Annotated in this window: 18 protein-coding genes; 5 read left to right on the top strand and 13 right to left on the bottom strand. The window is 38.2% G+C overall.

Annotated elements, in window-relative coordinates; genetic code table 11:
* Positions 1-29: 29 nt before the first annotated feature.
* The 4 genes from CWD90_RS10705 to CWD90_RS10690 all read right to left on the bottom strand — a co-directional run bounded on the left by CWD90_RS10705 (position 30) and on the right by CWD90_RS10690 (position 5377).
* On the bottom strand, positions 30-1232 hold the full coding sequence (locus CWD90_RS10705) for a sensor histidine kinase (protein ID WP_103476048.1): 1203 nt from the start codon (positions 1230-1232) through the stop codon (positions 30-32).
* A gap of 28 nt (positions 1233-1260) precedes the next feature.
* Positions 1261-3009: an alpha-amylase family protein gene (locus CWD90_RS10700; protein ID WP_103476046.1), complete on the bottom strand. Its 1749-nt coding sequence runs from the start codon at positions 3007-3009 to the stop codon at positions 1261-1263.
* Positions 3010-3056: 47 nt separating this feature from the next.
* A complete protein-coding gene (locus tag CWD90_RS10695; protein ID WP_103476044.1) occupies positions 3057-3995 on the bottom strand; it encodes a carbohydrate kinase family protein in 939 nt (312 codons plus the stop codon).
* Between the two features lie 89 nt (positions 3996-4084).
* Positions 4085-5377, bottom strand: coding sequence for an MFS transporter (locus CWD90_RS10690; protein WP_205161232.1), 1293 nt, complete (start codon positions 5375-5377; stop codon positions 4085-4087).
* A gap of 683 nt (positions 5378-6060) precedes the next feature.
* Here CWD90_RS10690 and CWD90_RS10685 point away from each other — a divergent pair.
* On the top strand, positions 6061-7107 hold the full coding sequence (locus tag CWD90_RS10685) for a LacI family DNA-binding transcriptional regulator (protein WP_103476039.1): 1047 nt from the start codon (positions 6061-6063) through the stop codon (positions 7105-7107).
* A 191-nt stretch (positions 7108-7298) separates the two neighbouring features.
* Here the strand turns inward: CWD90_RS10685 and CWD90_RS10680 are convergent, their stop codons facing one another.
* The 4 genes from CWD90_RS10680 to CWD90_RS10665 all read right to left on the bottom strand — a co-directional run bounded on the left by CWD90_RS10680 (position 7299) and on the right by CWD90_RS10665 (position 11404).
* Positions 7299-8036, bottom strand: coding sequence for an HAD family hydrolase (locus tag CWD90_RS10680; protein ID WP_103476037.1), 738 nt, complete (start codon positions 8034-8036; stop codon positions 7299-7301).
* 130 nt (positions 8037-8166) lie between these two features.
* A complete protein-coding gene (locus CWD90_RS10675; RefSeq protein ID WP_103476035.1) occupies positions 8167-8922 on the bottom strand; it encodes a hypothetical protein in 756 nt (251 codons plus the stop codon).
* A gap of 11 nt (positions 8923-8933) precedes the next feature.
* On the bottom strand, positions 8934-10547 hold the full coding sequence (locus CWD90_RS10670) for a glutamate synthase-related protein (protein WP_103476033.1): 1614 nt from the start codon (positions 10545-10547) through the stop codon (positions 8934-8936).
* A 110-nt stretch (positions 10548-10657) separates the two neighbouring features.
* Positions 10658-11404: an NAD(P)H-hydrate epimerase gene (locus CWD90_RS10665; protein WP_103476031.1), complete on the bottom strand. Its 747-nt coding sequence runs from the start codon at positions 11402-11404 to the stop codon at positions 10658-10660.
* Positions 11405-11687: 283 nt separating this feature from the next.
* Between CWD90_RS10665 and CWD90_RS10660 the strand changes: the two genes are divergently transcribed.
* Positions 11688-12494 carry a DUF547 domain-containing protein gene (locus tag CWD90_RS10660; RefSeq protein ID WP_103476029.1) on the top strand — a complete coding sequence of 269 codons (807 nt, stop codon included), beginning with the start codon at positions 11688-11690 and terminating at the stop codon, positions 12492-12494.
* Between the two features lie 5 nt (positions 12495-12499).
* Positions 12500-13192: a TIGR04283 family arsenosugar biosynthesis glycosyltransferase gene (locus CWD90_RS10655; RefSeq protein WP_103476027.1), complete on the top strand. Its 693-nt coding sequence runs from the start codon at positions 12500-12502 to the stop codon at positions 13190-13192.
* Between the two features lie 157 nt (positions 13193-13349).
* Here the strand turns inward: CWD90_RS10655 and CWD90_RS10650 are convergent, their stop codons facing one another.
* The 5 genes from CWD90_RS10650 to CWD90_RS10630 all read right to left on the bottom strand — a co-directional run bounded on the left by CWD90_RS10650 (position 13350) and on the right by CWD90_RS10630 (position 17698).
* Positions 13350-14417 carry a DUF3179 domain-containing protein gene (locus CWD90_RS10650; RefSeq protein WP_103476025.1) on the bottom strand — a complete coding sequence of 356 codons (1068 nt, stop codon included), beginning with the start codon at positions 14415-14417 and terminating at the stop codon, positions 13350-13352.
* Positions 14414-15394: a transporter family protein gene (locus CWD90_RS10645; protein WP_103476023.1), complete on the bottom strand. Its 981-nt coding sequence runs from the start codon at positions 15392-15394 to the stop codon at positions 14414-14416. Before CWD90_RS10645 ends, CWD90_RS10650 begins: the two co-directional genes overlap by 4 nt.
* A 125-nt stretch (positions 15395-15519) precedes the next feature.
* Positions 15520-16617 carry a DUF2652 domain-containing protein gene (locus CWD90_RS10640; RefSeq protein ID WP_103476021.1) on the bottom strand — a complete coding sequence of 366 codons (1098 nt, stop codon included), beginning with the start codon at positions 16615-16617 and terminating at the stop codon, positions 15520-15522.
* Positions 16618-16809: 192 nt separating this feature from the next.
* Entirely contained in the window at positions 16810-17091 is a 282-nt protein-coding gene (locus tag CWD90_RS10635; protein WP_103476019.1) for a hypothetical protein, read from the bottom strand.
* Between the two features lie 25 nt (positions 17092-17116).
* Positions 17117-17698, bottom strand: a complete 582-nt coding sequence (locus CWD90_RS10630; protein WP_103476017.1) for an RNA polymerase sigma factor — start codon at positions 17696-17698, stop codon at positions 17117-17119.
* Between the two features lie 253 nt (positions 17699-17951).
* Between CWD90_RS10630 and CWD90_RS10625 the strand changes: the two genes are divergently transcribed.
* Both CWD90_RS10625 and CWD90_RS10620 read left to right on the top strand, forming a co-directional pair.
* Positions 17952-18422 (top strand): OB-fold protein, encoded by a 471-nt coding sequence (locus CWD90_RS10625; RefSeq protein WP_103476015.1) that lies wholly within the window; start codon positions 17952-17954, stop codon positions 18420-18422.
* A gap of 44 nt (positions 18423-18466) precedes the next feature.
* The gene (locus CWD90_RS10620; RefSeq protein ID WP_103476013.1) at positions 18467-19030 is read left to right on the top strand and encodes a YceI family protein; all 564 of its coding nucleotides are present in this window, start codon (positions 18467-18469) and stop codon (positions 19028-19030) included.
* The last annotated feature ends 22 nt before the right edge of the window (positions 19031-19052 follow it).

The following is a 19052-nucleotide window of genomic DNA, read 5'->3' as shown; positions in this document are numbered from 1 at the left end:
CTACGGATTTTAATAGTTATTGTTTGCGTTTACTTTTCAAGTGAAAAAACGAATTTTGACCCTTTTCCCATTTCGGATTCCACACTTATTGAACCTCCCAATTTTTCAATAAGTTTCTTTACAGTTGCCAACCCTATCCCATTTCCACGGCGACCAAACTTATCCGTTGCTGCTATTTTTTCAAAAATCTTAAATATCTTTTCCTGATACTTTGGTGCAATACCAGGTCCATTGTCTTTAATATGGATAAGATAATGGGTATCCGACTCCGATATCCCCAACTCAATTTCAACAACCTGCTTGTCATTATATTTGATAGCATTCGTCACCAAATTAATGAGAATCTGATTGATGGCCGTTAAATTGACTGTAATGTGGGTTAAATCCGATTTTAAAACCAGATTTAAATTGTGGTCATAATTAAAAAGTCCCTTGATGTCCTTTATCAAACTTTTCAAAACAATATTCGATTTTTCCTCCCTCAATAGACCCTCCGCCTTGCTATAGTGTAGCAGACCTTCAATTAGCCCTATAAGATGGTCCGAAGAACTAATTATCAGTTCCAACATCTCTAAACCGTCACTTTCCAGGGTTTCTTTATATTGTTTAAGGAAGAGTTGTGACAAACTGGAAATATTTATCAGGGGAGATTTTAGATCGTGGGCGGCAACAAGGGCAAATCGTTCCAAGTCTTCATTTTTTTCTTCGAGTTTCTCTATGCTCTGCTCCAGTAACAACTTACTTTTTCGCAGTTCCAATAAATTCATCACTTGTTTTGAAAGCGCCGACAAAGAACGTATCTGGCTCTGACTTAATAAATTTGGTTTATGATCTATAACACACAAGGTACCCAACGCAAGTCCAGCTTCGGTAACCAAGGGTACTCCTGCATAGAAAATTACATGTGGATCACCGGTAACTAATGGATTGTCATGAAAGCGTTCGTCGTTTCTGGAATCTTGAACAATAAATACGTCATCTGGCGCATTAATAGCATGGGCACAAAAAGCATAATCCCTTGGGCCCTCAGTTGAATCCAAACCATGATGCGATTTAAACCATTGTCTCTTATCGTCAATTAGGGTTATAGTGGAAATTGGGGTCCCACATATTTCGGCCGCAATCATTGTTAAACTGTCATAATCGGCTTCAGGTATTGTATCTAGGATGGAATAGGATTCCAATTCCTTTATTCTTTCACCTTCATTTTGGGGGATTTTGGGTTCTTTCAAGGATGTAAAATTTTAAGTACTGCCAGTTTTAATGTACCATGCTTTTGGCAATACCATTTTGAGTATGGTTTATAGTAAAGGTAAGGTTTTTAAGATCCGCTTTTAAATGTGCCCGTTCGTTCTGCTTTTCCCAAACAATATCCAATTCATTTTCTGCGCTTTCATTAACTTTCACGGCACCCTGAAATGCCTTTGACGTATTTCTTAAACGGATAATTGCAAGTTGATTTAAAACAATATCACTTTTCAGACCTTGTTCTATATCCTGTATAGTCAAGCTTGTCCTATTAATTTCTTTGTGGCCAGCATCACCTCCTTCGTCGGCAGCTTTATAATCGTTTTTTCCAGCAAAAACATCCAAATACCACACTTGTGGCATCCCTGGCATGAACATTTGGATAGCTCTTGCCAACAAAAGTTTTTGTTCATTTTCACCTAAGGCACTAAAGAAAGTAGCGTTTACCTGATAATAGGAAATCTTCTTACCAGATGGGTCGTACAAGTTTTTAACCCTTCCCCCCCGTTCCAAGATCTTATTAATAATTTCCTCGATCTCCCTATCCAACAACAACCCTTGATTATAAACGCCATCGACTTTCTTCCCCTTTAAATCCAACACAGGTATACCATCATGGCAACCCAACATGTTAACCGTTTTATAGTCTTGCGTTATAATTTCATTGGCCCAGGTTATAAGCGCTTTGGAAGTACCAGTTTCAATGGCGTGGATTGTAAGTCCTGGCAAGAAAAAATCGTAAATATAATAACCCTGTTTAGCTACCTCATCGTGCAAACGAAGTCCGTACTCTGCGTGTATCTCAGGTAGCAACATTAGATCGTTCTTTTGGGCTATCTGTTTTATACGGTCCAAATACTCCCAAGTACCCGGCTTATTAAAAAAGTTTGTTTGTCCAACTTCTTTATGTAGATAGGCAAAGGCATCCAATCTTAGAATTTTGCAACCAAAGCCTTTTACCTTCTCCAAAGTTTCCTCATAAAAATTCCAAACCAAGGGAGATTTCCCATTAACATCCATTTGCCCTAAATAAGAACTATTCCGATTTACGATCTGTAGGATTTCACTTTTGAATTGGTTGCAGTCGTCAAAATCCAGGTTGTTAAAATCTTCTCCTATTTCTATAACCCCATTTACCTTGTCACAGATTGATGATACCTGACCGTTTGATAAACCTTTTATACTTACCAAATCGTTGGGGGTAATTTTATTATAAGCAATATGCTGATAAAAGGTATTCCAATAGGGCCTTTCCGATCCATCCGGGAAATACACCTTTAATATGGGCAATCCCGATTTTCTCATAAAGAGTTTGTTGAGAAACTCCTCCTTGGGAATTATCACCCCATTCGCACCCATTAGACCATTGCCTTCCCAGAACTCGTTCCAATTAATAAAAAAGTCTTTAAATTTTGAATTTTCGCCATGTTTCAACACATCCTGGAACTGAGGTGATGCAACTGACAAATGGTTTAATACTATATCAAACTTCAGTTTTATATTTAGCCTATCCAAGGCCATTAAATCAGCTTTGGAAACCAAGTCTGTATTTAAATCATAGTCTATAATGGAAAAACCCCTGTCCAAATCACTATTAAAAAAAGTAGGCAAGACGTAAAACAAGGAAAATACATCTTTAAACTCACTCATTTCCAACATTGTAACGAGGTCGAGAAGATTTGTGCCAATACTATCGGGATAGGCATTTAGCATTACACCATTACCAATGTTTTGGCTATTTCCTATATTCTCTTTTGACATATACTTATGAAAGGTCTAAACTATCTCTAGTATTAGTGGGATAAAATTTATAAGAGTTTGGATAAAACATTGATATTATCAGGCAACCTACCTACATTCTGTAGTTTTAGTGCCGCTAGTTTTAATGCCACATCCAAGCATTTTTCAACAGGTTTCTCATTTATATATGCAAATAAAAATCCTGACCAAAATGCATCGCCGGCTCCAGTGGCATCCATTATATTATCTACTTTTATGGCAGGTAATTGAATAACGCCTTTTCCTTTTTGAGACAACTTAACTCCCTTACTACCAAGGGTCAAACAAACCATATCTACCCCTTCCGAGTGGAAAAAGTTAAATATTTCATCATGCGACAATGTTTGCTCAAAAAGTCTTAGCATATCATCTTCACTAATTTTGACCAAAGGATCAAACTTGCAATATGCCTTAATTACCGTTAGTGCCAACTCTTGGCTTTTCCATAATTTTCTGGCATAATTCACATCTATACTTAATTTACAACCTTGACTATATGCCTCTTTGGCCTTGTTTAAAATGGTGGTCTGAGCAGGCACTTTGCTTAGGGCAAAACAAGTGGTATGAAATATGGTTGTATTCTTTAGAGTATCCTTGCTTATTTGATTTTCGGTAATGCGATAATCTGCCTTACGAAAGGGAATAAAATCCGGTGTGCTTTCTGATCTTGAAACAAAAATCACACTTGTAGGGGTGTCTTCAATGGGCTTTATGAAGGTTGTATCAACACCAACTTCATTAAGTCGTTTATAAATATAATCCCCAAAAGCATCATCACCTACAGCGGCTACCAATACCGATTTTAATCCCAATCTGGCCAAATTCATGGCAACATTGGTAGGCGAACCACCTAAATATCTATGATAATCTCTAGTTTCGTTAATATTTACCCCAGTCTGGTGCCCAATAAAATCGATAAGAACTTCCCCAACACATAGAATATCTATTTCTCTCCTGGTCTCTTTCAAATTATTATTCTTTTAATTAACTCCGTCTTAAGACCATCTCCTTCATAAAAAAATAAGTGGTCATTAAGGTTTATACTTATGATTGATATTCAATTAATTTGTGCTTTAGCATAATCTTTGGAAATAAATAAACAAGAAATGGCTCCCAGGACAAAACAGACTCCTACAAAGGCCAAAGCATTTCTTGGATCCCCAAGAAACAAGGAATCATAAAAAAACGGCACTGTAGCCATACTTATAAATTGGGGCACCACTATAAACATGTTAAAAATACCCATGTATACGCCCATGCGTTCATGGGGTACAGAATATGATAGTATTACGTAAGGAACGGCCATAATGGAAGCCCATGCCAAACCAACCATAAACATACATAGGTAAAACATTGTAGTTGTTGTGGCCATTTGCATGGCAAAAAAACCTATTGCTCCAATAACCAAGAAAACGGCATGAGTTAATCTATGTCCCAATTTCTTTCCTATCCATGGAATGGCGAATGAAATTGTAAAACAGGCTACACTAAATACAGCCAGACTAATTCCACCATAAAAGGCCCCCTTTTCAAAGTCAGGATGTTCGGGTGAAGCTGCTCCAAATACGTGCCTAGAAATGGCTAAGGACAGATATTGCCACATTAAAGGAAGGCCATACCATACAAAGAACATAACCCACCAAAGCTGTTTCATAATCTTAGGCATGCTTAAAAGTGCTTCTTTGATTTCAATGAAAACTTTAGCAAAACTTCTCTTTTCCTTTTTTAATTTTTCTATATCTTCAGGAGGATACTCATTAGTAGTGAAAATGGTCCACAACACAGAACCTAGCATTACCATAGCTCCCAGTATAAAGGAATATTTAATAAAATCAGGAATACCATTGGAGTTTTCCAACTCTGCAATTGCACCATAAGCCCCAAGGGTAATAATTCCTAAAAATCCTAGCAACCAAGGCATTATGTTTGCCGAAAATTGTCCCAATCCTACAAAAAAACTTTGAACCGAAAATCCTAAGGTTCTTTGTTCCGCTGGTAATTTATCCGCTATAAAAGCTCTAAAAGGTTCCATGGCAACATTCATTGAGGCATCCAAAATCCATAACAACCCGGCTGCCATCCAAAGGGTGGACGAATAGGGCATAAAAATTAAGGCTATACTGGCTAAAATGGCCCCTACTAAGAAATACGGGCGGCGACGACCTAGTTTAGTCCAAGTTTTATCGCTCATGGCACCAATAATGGGTTGCACCAACAAACCTGTAAGAGGACCAGCCAACCAAAGCCAAGGTATTTGTGCTTCGTCCGCCCCTAAATATCTATAAATAGGACTCATATTGGCTTGTTGCAATCCGAATCCGAATTGTATTCCAAGAAATCCGAAATTCATATTCCAAATTTGCCAGAAACTTAACTTAGGTTTGTTGAGCATACTTTAATCTTTTGAAGGTTATTTCTGTTGTTTAACTAGATTTTGATAACCCATGAATTTAGTGAATTTCGTTCACCCTCGGCAAACAATAAGTATTTATAACCCTAAGCTTTATTTTTAAAATCTGTATCAGTTTATTAAACCTGATGACAAATCTGCAACTCCGCTCCTATTGTAAACTTCAACAACCTGCTGTGGTATTTAATAAGGAGACCTTGTAGTACTTTTATTTCATTGGGATGAAATCTGGGTTAGAAAAAGAGCTGACATATTATTGCTAAAACATCAACTCTTTTACATAACACCTAAAAAAACAATCAACCAACCTAAAGAACTTCTATATTTTGACATAGGTTTTCAATCTCTCAATAAATGATTTTACACCTACCTAATTAATTACATCTTCACAATCCGGCACTCTTAACTAACATTCAATATCAGGTCACTATCTGATTACAAGTTCATTGACTGACTTTTAAATTCCAATATTTTACATTTATTGGAAGCACCTTTGCCCAATTTATACTTATTTAGGCCTCAAAATATCAAATTCATTATCGAAAACGTTTTCGAAAACAACGAAAACGTTTTCGATTTTAATTTTATTCGTATATTCATTAGAGAAAAAACAATTCTACTGGATGAAACCTGTTACCTTAAAACAAATTGCGGAACAATTAAACATATCTGTAACAACTGTTTCCAAAGCCTTAAAGGATTATCCGGATATTAGTAAAAAAACCAAGGCTTTGGTCAAGGAATTGGCCCTAACCCTTAACTATAGACCTAACTCTTTTGCCGTTAACTTAAGGACCAAAGAGTCCAAGACCGTTGGATTAATAATTCCAGAAATTGTTCATCATTTTTTTTCGAACGTTATTAAGGGGATAATCGCCCAGGCAGAAGAAAAGGGATACCTGGTCATCATTCTTCAATCCAATGAATCCTATGAAATGGAAAAAAAACAGATTCAACTGTTATTAAGCCAGCGGGTTGATGGTATTTTAATTTCATTGGCCAATGGTACGGCCGATTACAAGCATTTGACCGAAATTATTGCCCAAGATAAACCTTTGGTCATGTTTGATAAGATTGCCAAAATAGTAAAATGCTCAAAAATTATTATCGATGATAGAAAAGCCGCCTACACTGCTACCCAACATTTAATTGATACAGGTTGTAAGCGAATTGCTCATTTCCGAGGAGCCCTTTTACCTCAAAACTCTATTGATCGGTTTCTAGGTTACAAAAAGGCTCTTTTGGATAATAAAATGCAGTACGATCCTTCCTTGGTATATATCTGTGAATGCGGAGATAATAGCTTTGAAGAGGGAAAAATGAATGCGCACCAATTGTTAAAAGATCATAACGATGTTGATGGTATCTTTATTAATACCGATTTAGTGGCTATTGGGGCCATTACGGAGTTCAATGAACAAGGTATCAAAATTCCGGAAGATATTTCCATAGTCGGCTTTAGTAATTGGTTCATGTCATCCGTCATTTCCCCTACCCTTACGACCATTGACCAACCAGGGTACCTCATGGGAAAAGCAGCTTTTAAGCAACTGTACAAGGAAATGCAACAAGTAAAAAAGAAGGAACCGGTAGTTTATGAAACCGTTGTTTTAAAGACCGAGCTTGTTAAAAGACAATCTACCAAGGACGTTATAGCTGTACCAAATTAAATATTTAAAGCGTAATGGGTAAGGTTGGATAGTAGTTTTATATTTTCTGGCCATTGTTTATGCCTAAGGGGTTGGTTTACTGCTTCAATGTATTAGACTACCACCTTTTAAATCTTCGAATAAAATACAACTCCTGTTCATATAAGGAATTACAAAATACCATTGCATTAAAACCATTTGGCAAACTAATTTTATAAGCTATTCATTTCTTCAATATATTGATAAACCCTTTTACTAAGCTCCCTGGGATCGTCTATTATAAATTTATCATTTAGTAAATTGGCTGTATTTACGGACTTTTCCGTAATACTATTGGTTACTGCAAAAACGTGCATTCCTGCACTAAGCCCCGCCTTTATTCCATTTACAGAATCTTCAACAACCAAACATTCCGTAGATTCCACTTTAAGCAGTTCCTTAGCTTTCAAATAAATCTCAGGATGTGGCTTTCCTTGGCTAATATCATCGCTAGTTAGAATGATATCCAATTTTCCGAAAACTCCCATTGCTTGGATAACCTTTTCAGCTTCATTGCGATGCGACATGGTGGCGACAACAGTACGAAACTTTTCTTTATGAACACTATGTAGCAAACCAAGATTAAAGGGACAAAAATGACTGGACAAAAGAGATTTATCGTTTAGCATTTCATGATAGATGTCCAGTCTACTTGTAATAACCCTTTCCTGCACCTTTTCAGAATCAAGGCCAACGAGATGCTCGGACAAAGGGTTTCTAAATTCCTCAAAAAGTCCTTTTACGACTTCGGCCCTGGGAAGTCCAACATACTTCCCGAAACTGTCCAGCACCATTTCCTGTGATACGGCACCATTGGTCAATACCTGAATGGCCTGGGCATAAGATTCCGCCTTTAATATTTCGGTCTGTACAAGTGTTCCATCAAGGTCAAAAATTACAGCTTTGATCATTTAAAAATTTGTTGATTTATATCATTCAAAAATATGGATTTAGGTTTTAACCCATCTTGAAATTCCCAAAATGAAAATTTTGAATTACCCTATTGAACTAGACGGATAAGCCCCTTTCAAAATTGATAGGTTATAATGCCCCATATTGGACGATACTTTCATTAAAAAAAGTAATGGCCTCTGCTTGGTCGACATTTTTCATGGGTAGCACTGCACCCTTAAAACCTTCATTCATCCAGTCGCCGTATGTAATCCTATCAAATGCACTGGTATCAATACCATCATTGTCTTTATAACCGGAAGTATACAGATAAAAATCATTTATTAGCATGTCCGGAATGGCCAACCCAAAACCTACGCTGATCTGCTTGCCCTTGTTGATTATTTCGTAGCCCCCTGTATCAAAGTGATGGGGCCATACGCGGATCGTGGTGCTAAATTTCATATTATTAACTATATTTTCCAGAGCATTCTGTGCAATTCTGCGATAATTCAATGATCTTTCCAATTCCTCCTGCGGGGGTTTTAAAAAAGTAAAATCATTAGTAATTTTATCATAGGGCAGTTCATAATGCAGCTTATATGAATAAGGCTCGGTTCGGCCAAGAGCCGTAGTGACTTGATCCACCCATTGTACAATGTCAGCATGCGATTTTCCATCGAGGTATATAGTCAGCCGCGTGGTATCGTTGCTTATCCAATGTAAGGAAAATTGCATATAATCCAGTGCAATTTTACATCCATTCTCATTCAGGGGCCAGGTTTCCAGATATCCGGTATTGGCATCGAACCCTAAGTTGGTATGGCTATCATCTTCCTTTTTTTCCAAAAAACTAATTCCGGCCGTGGCCAGGTACTGAGCAGCCAAGTGTATCATTTTTTCCATTTCAAATTCTTTTAAGGGGTTATACCCGCATAGTTAATTCCTGTTAGGCGATGCATGTCATGATCGAAAGTCGATAGATCATCAAAATTGAACTTTGCAAAATCGTCATGACCGCATGCCCGAGCGATTACTTTAATCAGATCGTTAGTCGCATCAAAGAAATTATGCAGTTGCTTCGCAGAAGAATCGATTATCAATCTACTGCGCAGCGATTCTTTTTGAGTAGCGATGCCGACCGGACAGTTGTTACTGCCACAAGCGCGCATGCCCAGGCAGCCGATGGCCTGAAGTGCAGCGTTGGAGACGGCTACAGCGTCGGCACCCAGCATTAGGGCCTTGGCAAAATCCTCGGCGACTCTTAGTCCTCCGGTAATGATCAAAGTCACATGGTTGGCACCGACCTTATCCAAATATTTCCTAGCTCGCGCTAATGCCGGAATAGTAGGCACATTAATATTGTCACGTAAAATTGTCGGGGCAGAACCTGTTCCTCCACCACGACCATCCAAAATAATATAATCCACACCAACATCAAGGGCGAACTGGATATCCTTTTCAATATGGCTGGCCGCTATTTTGAATCCTATGGGAATGCCTCCTGTTCGCTCCCGAACCTTTTCCGCAAACGCTTTAAAATCTTCAACGCCATGGAAATTGGGAAAGGCAGCTGGAGAAATTGCCGTTTCCCCCGCTTTCAACCCTCTAACTTCAGCGATTTCCGCGCTTACTTTAGAGCCTGGTAAATGGCCTCCGGTGCCCGTTTTAGCACCCTGACCGCCTTTAAAATGGAAAGCTTGTACATAATCCAATTTATCCCAAGAAAACCCAAACTGTGCCGATGCCAATTCGTAAAAATAGTTGTTGTTATTGGCTTGCTCCTCGGGCAGCATACCGCCTTCACCCGAGCAAATTCCAGTGCCTGCCAATTCCGCCCCCTTCGATAGGGATATTTTTGCTTCACGGGAAAGTGCACCAAAACTCATATCGCTTACGAATAGCGGAATAGCCAGACTCAACGGTTTTTTGGCGTTGGGCCCGATGACCGTTCTGGTGACGACCTTCTCCTCATCCAACAGGGGTCTGCTTGCCAATTGCGCTGGCAAGAATTGGATATCGTTCCATTTAGGAAGGGTATTTCTATCTACTCCCATCGATGCGGAAGGCCCATGGTGGCCTAAATTTTTAAGACCATTTTTGGCAAGTTCCTTAATATAACCGGTGTAAGGTTCGGTATCTTCGGGATGCGTATCGGCATAAGCCCCTAAATATTCGTCGCGCTTGAAGGGCTGCGCATTTTTGCTCAAATAGGCATTTATTTCCGCTTCATCTACATACAGCTTTCCGCCATCGGTTTTGGTGGTGAATTTATGTAAAACCTCTTCGTTATTGTATTCGGAAACCCCAGTATCATAACGATAATCCCATCCGTGAACACCACAAATGAGGTTATCACCATCAATATGACCGTCGGCCATCAATGCTCCTCGGTGGAGGCATCTGCCATACAGTACTGAAAGAACATCATCAAACTTAACAATAACAAGATCAAGATCGTTGACCAAGGCATGGACCGGTTTTTTATTTTCCAAATCTTTTAAGAGCGCAATTTGTATTGGTTTTTTCATATGTGATTATTTATTTTTCGTATTCCCGTTTGATAGTTATCGTTTCCAAATTAGTTTTGAATAGTAAAGTCGATTTCCGAACGTGTTGCTTGTTTTAAGAAGTGGAAATATCAACTTATCCGTATTATGTCCGAATATCTAAAGATATTGGTTGGTTTCAACCCCAAACTTTTTTCTTTGTAAAGTTCAGATGGGACACTGATATCCCCAACATATAACTCACCTACCACATTTCTTGCCTCACTTTCAAACAATCCCACTTTCGGCATAGCCAGAGTCAAAGTTGCAGAGGCCACAATAATGGGATCGAAGAGGGTGCCACTGTTCAGGTCCAATCCAGATGGCGTATCCAAGGCCACAATGGGAACATTTTTACTATTTGCCCAATGAATCATAGCCGCTGCCGAACTATGAGGATTACCCTTTAGACTATAACCTATAATTCCATCAAGAATGGCATCGGCCTTGATAACATTATTCACTTCATCGGCCAATTCCATGGTTAACCCCATACGTTTTAAAATAGCATATTGATGGGCTGGAATAGGTGTGAATTTTTCTGCGGGGGCAGTGGTGAATACTTTTACCTTGGCGCCCCAATTGTGTAAACGTCTTGCAGCTACCAGTGCTCCACCTCCATTTCCACCTTTTCCTGCCAAGACCACAATATGTTTTCCCTCGACATCGCCATTGAAAAAACGTTCTTTAACAAGTATGGCCAAACAGCGTCCGGCGTTTTCCATCATCTGGATGAGTTCAATATGGTACTCCTCCATCATCAATCGATCAACCTCGATTATTTGGGGCGTATCGATTTTCAAGAAATCCGTATGACTGTTTTTTAAATAGGTGCTCATAGGGCGGTTTGAGTTTTGGTTTGTTGATATCCATTTAAGCTAGTGCCTAAAAGAGGGATATCGAAATTATTTGTAAAATTTATCTTGATATCCCGAACTTCTAGGTCTTTTCACCAACAAAAAACTCAATTGGCCTTATTTACTAAATAGTCGTTCCCCAACAACTTCCTGACAAATTCTTATATAAAAAAAACGAACCATTAAATATTGTGGCGATTGTCAGGATTGCCTTTTTCTTCGTCTAGTATATGTGTATTACAACTCAATGTTAAAAAATTAACTCATGAAAAAAATATTGATAGCTAGCGGAGCCATACTTTTTTTTGTAGCAATGTTTTACTTAAACAATCGCTATGGCCTAATGTCCATGGCCGGCCTTAATGGTAAGGGACTGCCTGCCAAAACAGTAAATGGAAGTTTAGCTTCTGCGGCGAATATCTACGTAATTCGTATAGATCATACACAGTGGACACAGTTATTGAAAAAGTATGTTACCGGCGAAGGCAAGGTAGACTACAAAGGATTTTTGCAAGACAAAAGTAAACTGGAAGACTATCTGAACTCACTTGGAGCACAGGTTCCAACAAACGATTGGAATGTTCAAGAACAATTAGCGTACTATATTAATCTTTACAATGCGCATACAGTAAAACTAATCCTTCAGAATTATCCAGTAAAGAGCATTAAGGATATTGATGGAGCCTGGACCAAAGAGTTTATAAAAATAGGCGACAAAGAACTCTCCTTGGGTGCATTGGAGCACAGTATCCTCCGAAAAATGAACGAACCGCGTATCCATTTTGCCATCAATTGTGCCTCCGGTTCATGTCCTAAACTATTGAACGAGGCCTATACTCCGGAAAAATTGAATGAACAATTGGAAAAAGTTACACTAGGCTTTATCAATTCGGATAACAATACCATCAGCACCAATAAATTAGAGTTGTCGCGAATTTTCAAGTGGTACAAAAGCGATTTTAAAGATGGCGAATTAATATCATATATCGATCCATATACCGAGGTTAAAATAGACCCAAAGGCAAAAATAAGCTTTAAGGAATACGATTGGAATCTTAACGAACAAGACTAGCAGCAATGATCAGTATAATTATTCCTGTTTTTAACGAGGAGCACGGGATACAAAACCTACTTCATTATTTAAAACAAAATAGCTGTGGTTTCATCATGGAAGTCATAGTTATTGATGGAGGAAGTACAGACGGCACATTCTCGATTCTGGAAGCCAATAAGGATATTATCTTGATTTCCTGTCCAAAAGGACGCGCTCGGCAAATGAACGCTGGAGCTAAAATTACAAAAAGTGAAACACTATACTTTTTACATGCCGATAGTTACCCCCCAAAAAACTTCGATCAGCTTATCATGAATAGTATAAAAAACGACTATCATGCGGGTTGCTTTGTGCTACGATTCGATAATGACCATTGGTGGTTAAGGCTAATGGGGCGATTAACCGTCATCAATCATAGATACTGCCGCGGAAGAGATCAGTCTCTGTTCGTAAGCAGAAAATTATTTTGGAAATTAGGTGGTTATGACGAAACATTCATAGTGTACGAGGACAATGACTTGATTAAAAGACTTTACATGCATTCCCGTTTTAAGGTTATTAGAAAACGATTGATCACCTCGGCACGTATGTACGAAAAGATAGGGATTTGGAACTTGCAGCTCATATTTTTACGGATTTACTGGAAAAAATGGCGGGGGTCAGAACCTGAAGAGCTGTACCGGTACTATAAATTTAAGATCAATCTTCAAAACTAGTGCCAAAGACATCCTGCGAACCACATGGTAATCACATGATCAAAAAAAATTTAGTGCCGTTAAGAAAAAGCCCAAGTACCTGATAGCATTTACTATCAACGTTCCTTTTTTACCATCGCTCCAATTATTAACTACTTCCAAGTATTAGAAATAATATTTAGTTGCTGTAAATTACGGTATTGTAAAAGGCGGGTATAGAAAACCAAAAGCCCATAAAGGAGCTGGCGCTATCTAAAAATTCCCCCGCTTTGGGTCCGGTAACCGCCTCCCCAAAAATATTCCATTCATTCCCTTCATTATCCTTTACCAAAGTTTCCGAACCATTAAATACGTATTCGAAATTTAATAGGGACTGTTCCGCGTTCAGCTGAAAGGAGACTATAAAATTGGTACTGCCCACTATTAAATATTCCTTCCCTTTAAAGCTGTCCCTAATTATGTTGTTGGAAGTGAAAGAAGAAAACTGGTAGGTTTTGGCATCTAAACCATCAATAATAGCATGAACCCTTTCTTTAGCTGGCAATCGTGGATCTTTTTCGACAGGAAATAAAAATCTGGAATTATTGGTGTTATAGTCGCCATAAGGTGACACCCCATAGGTACGCGAAAATCCTGTATCTAGACTTAGGACCTGTGAATTGGGATAAAGGCTTTTCCATGTTTTCCAGTCGGTTTCTATCATATTAATCAACACGGCATCATTACCTAACAATTCTCCATTAACAGCCTCGTTCAGAATTTGTGACCAATTACTTCCTGTTGCCCTGTCATAAGGGATCAAGTTAGTGTTATACAATAATCCTGACACGCCAAAAGTGGTCTTGTTATCGTTCATGACCCTGTCCCACCCTATTCCTGTTCCTGTAAGGGGACAATAGGTAACAGCAACAGAGACATTGCCCAAATCGTCGTTTACTATCTCGTGCCAATCCAAGATAATATGTGGATAGGCCCTAACATCGGACCCATTCTTTACACCGATTACCAAATCCGTATCCGAAAGATAATCCACATTGGAAATATTGATGAACTTCGGGTTTTCCAGAGCCGGTATGCCATCTTTTCCGGGACCGCCATCCAAAACCTCAGATTTTGGTATGCTCCATTCCAAACTTGTTATTGGGGGATCATTGTTCCCCTGGCCAGGTGCTACTTGTTCTGTTGAACTTGAGGAGCTACACGAATACAATAGCGCGATACATGCGCAAACCAATAATTTTTTCATAGCTTATAATTTGAATTAATTGTGTTTTTTTGTGTGTTCAGCTTAAAATAAACCCCCACGGAGAAACGGGAGGTAGGTGTTAACTGGGTACCTTCAATATTACTGTACAAGGGTAGTTCGAGTCGGGAACTGATACCCAGATTGGGACTTAGCCGTACCGCCAATTCAGGGCGAATAAATATCCACTCCCCACCTGTATTGGGAATGCCCTGATTATCTATTTTATCCCCAAAGGCCTTTCTGTACTTAAAAACCACACCAGGATCAAATATGGTATTGAATAATAAAAATTGATCGGTGTATGCCAAATTGGCCTGAAGTTCGTCACCAAACTCATAGGTGGCCGTATTGTTCAAATATGAATTGTTAACACCCGTAAGTCTATACGTAAAACTACCTGAGATTGTAGCTGATGGCCTAAAATTTAACCCCTTAGTAACCGATGCCCAACCAATACCGTCCCAGGCTCCACTACCTGGTTGTAAGTCTGCGGTTAACTGTATCCCCTGATCAGTGGCAATGTCAGATTTTCCTACTGGTGCTTTGGTTCCCGCTCCCAGATTAAAAACAGTGCCATTACCTAAAAAATTAGGGAGGGAATATTTGAGAAGAAATACGGCATCGCCTATCCCAGAAGTCTCAGTAAAACTCTCATTGCCAAACTGTGAGATGGTCCTGGATTGGTTTACCCAGGTAAAAAGTGTTTCAACAGCCAATTTATCGGTAAAAGCATAGCCTAAATTTAAAAGTAGGGAGTTGGTTATTCTTTGTCTAGAGCTATCATCAAGTTTTGTGTCACCAGCGTTCAGAGTGTTTAAATTATTATAATCATAATTAAGACCTATGGAAAATACTCCCCTACCCTCATTTGGTAAACCAAGATTATTAGACAGCGGAACCCCGCCGGAACAACATGTCTGGGAAGCCAACGGTTGCCATAAAAGGCAGGAAACCAAAAATACAAGTATGGTGCGCATGGTTTACGATTTGCTATAACAGACGAGCGAATCTGAAACCCTGACAAACAATCACTTAAGAATTATGTTAAATTCACATTAGATTGTCAAGCTCAGTTAAAAATTGAAACCTTCGTATTAGCATATCACAACTTTAAATCAGATATGCCCTTGATATATCTATGCAATTTTAAGAGCGATACCATTATAACCAATTTCATTATCCATCTAAGGGGAAAGTTCAGACCTAAGCTGGATAGCCAATTCTTTCTATAATGAATATGGATTGTAATTACAGAGGTATCGGCGGAATTGCGCTTCAAAATAAAAAGCAAAGTAAGGGGTGCCAGCCATTTTATGGAATTACTTTGTTCCGTATATTCTATTAGTCCCTCGTCTATATGCTGGGCCGTAATTGCAAATTCCATACTATTTATGGGTAATACACATAAATGTTTAGATCCAACCGTACTAAGATGATTGCCTTTGTTGCGAATAAGTCTCAATCCAAAGATCCATCTTGGCCTCAGAGAAAAGTTGGTTACTACCCCATGAAGTCTTATCAATGAAGCATTAACAATTTTCGAACCTGAAACCGGCTTTCCGTATGGGTGAAAGTTGGTCCTGATTGGCAGTTCCTTCAGTTTGGATTTCAATGGGGAAAGAGGTATGTAATTGTAGGTGACTTCTCCAATATCAGAGTAGTTGTAAATCCCTTTTTTCATCGTAGACCAATCCCATTTTTCCAATCCTTTGGAAATATTAATGGTTGATGAAAAAAGTAAATAATCGTTAAAGGGAATATCGTTTTTGAGCAATTTATGCACTAGGGTAACATCCGGACCAAATAATTTATTATAAGTTCCAATCTTTCTGGAGGTACTTTCCCCATAATGGCTAACGAATTTCAAGCTAAGCTCATTGGCTGTTGAGCAAGCGCCACACTGGCAGATTCTATCCCGTTCGTAAAATTTTAAATGCTGATGAAATTTAGTGAACATTTCTTCGGCCTGTTCAATTAGTTCTTCAACTGTAGGCCCTTTACCTGTGCGATAAAAAAAAACGGCATCACCTTCAATTTCTGATATCTTTAAGTCCAAAACATTTGCTGAAATAATTATTTCAAGTAGTTCCTTAATGATATGTGTACTGTGATCAATTTCTACCTGATTAATAAAGCTGGTATAGCCCGATATGTCCGGTATAAAGAATAAGGTTGGATTAACATCATAATCATTGGACATATTTCACTGATTATTATTGATTTAACTACAATTACCAAGTAATACAAGGGTAACTTTTACTCCGCCTTATATGGTACAAAAACTGAGTATAAAGTCTATAATCAATGTTGATGAAAAAAATTCAATTCTACAAAATATTGACAATTATCAATAGCTGGTCATCACTAATTGTTAGCAGAAATATGATTTAGCCTATTCCCCATGCTGCTTGATCTTATCCCATATCTTTATTTTAGCTGAATCATCAAGGCCTTTTAAATTTTCTGGAGGAGTGGATATTAATCTTACAAGGGCTTTATTTATTACATTGGATTGCTTTTCATAAGACCTACATGCCTTGCATACAACCAAATGGGTCTTATATCGAATTCCATCCCAAAAGGACAATTTTCTCCTCTCTTTTGTTTCTACCAACTCCGTAATTCTCTTACAGGAAAAAGTTGCACTACCCAAAATTCTTCTGATTATATACATGGCAATTCTATTTAATCTAAACGTTTTACTGAATCCAATTGTGGTCGATACATTTTTTAAGCATTAATTTAGCACGATGCACTATCTGCCAATAATTGGACTGTGTTACCTTCATTTCCTGACAGATTTGATCCGCACTTTTATCAGAAAGGTATTTGGAAATTATCGCCAACCGCCACTTATCGGGTAAATTGCCTACACAATTTTCCATTATTCCTCTAAATTCCTCGTCGTCCAGAAGGTGAACTTCCTCTTCCCATGCCACGTCCTTAGCTGAAGGTAACCAATTGTCATGGGAATCAAAAAAAGAGTTGGTTTGGTTTATGAACTTCAATTCTGCACCCTTATTTGCTAGGGTAGCCGATTTGGCCTTTTTTCGATAATGGTCTATTAATTTATTATTCAGTATGGCAAAAAGCCAGGTCTTGGGCTGACTATTTTGCTTGAAGTTTTTGAAACCTTTAACCGCCGACAAAAACGTTTCCTGAACCAAGTCTTCTGCTACTTCTTTTGAAGATGTTTTATGATAAGCCCAGCCAAACAAGGCATCGGAATAGAGATGGAACCAGTTCTCCATTGTTTTATTTGACTCGTGAACATCTGGCATATTAAAAATATTAATTGATGAAACAATCCATAGCAGTATCAAGTAAAAGATTGGTTAACTGCCTAACCAATACTTCAATCAATTGGACTCCAAATAATACTTTCCCTTACAGAGGTTGTACAATTCCTTATTAACCAAGGTACTTAAGGACAATATCTTAAGGGTGAAATTAGTGATTAAATCAAAATTATTTGGAATGGTTGTCAGGATTAATTTAATGATCGTCTGTTCAATCACAATAATTAAATGCAATATGAAGAAAACAACAAAAATTATATCCTTAACATTTGGGGTTGGACTAGTAATAGCCATTGCGGTTGCCTATTATATGTTCAATATGCCCAAACGCGATGTACAATCAGCTAAAACAGATTTCAGTGTTTCGTCTACCGATATTGTAAATGAATACCTGGCCGATGCCGCTTTGGCCAATGGAAAATACTTGCAGGAAGAAGGGGACTCCAAAATATTGGCAGTTACCGGAACGGTAGTGTCCATTAATGAAGATCTAAACAATCAAAAAGTGATCCTTCTAAAAAATCCTGGAGACAAGGCAGGTGTGAGCTGCACCTTCACGGCTGAAACAAATAAGCACACAGAAAATCTGCAAATAGGTGAAACAGTCACCGTAAAAGGTGTTATACGGTCAGGAGCAGGTTTTGATGTAGACTTGGATTTTTATGAAGACGTAATTATGGAAAAATGTGATATAGTATTAAAATAGTTTAAAACAACTCTTAATTAACAACAAATTAAAACAAGTAAAAGATGAAAAAAATATCCGTATTAGCAGTAGTATTTGCAGTAGTTTCATTGTATGCCTTTAAACCGTTGGCAGACAAATTAGTAAGTAAGGATGGCCATATTAGTTTCTTTTCACATACTGCCTTGGAGGACATAACAGCCAATAATTACAAGGTAGTAAGCACTCTCGACAAAACAACGGGTGATGTGGTCTTTTCCGTGCCTATGCAGAGCTTCGAATTTGAAAAAGCGATGATGCAAAAACATTTTAACAGTAATAAATTTCTGGATACCAAAAAATATCCAAAAGCCAAGTTTACGGGAAAAATAACAAATCTTGGGAAAATTAATTTTTCCAAAGACGGCACATATCCAGCCGCTGTATCTGGAAACCTTGACATCAAAGGAGAAACTAAGGTTATAAATGAAGATGCAACCGTCACGGTTTTGGGTGAAAAGGTAACTCTGGACACTAAAATGAAAATAGTTTTAGCCGATTACGGCATAACTTTTTCTGGTGGTAAACCCTCTACCAACATAGCTAAAGATGTAGAAGTTTCTGTTAAATCGGTTTACGCTAAGCAGTAGTCCCAATATAATTTTCAACAAC

It is taken from the genome of Arenibacter catalasegens, assembly GCF_002909235.1.
Taxonomy (GTDB): domain Bacteria; phylum Bacteroidota; class Bacteroidia; order Flavobacteriales; family Flavobacteriaceae; genus Arenibacter; species Arenibacter catalasegens.
The sequence above is the reverse complement of the archived record's forward strand: the minus strand, read 5'-3'. Positions and strand labels throughout refer to the sequence as shown.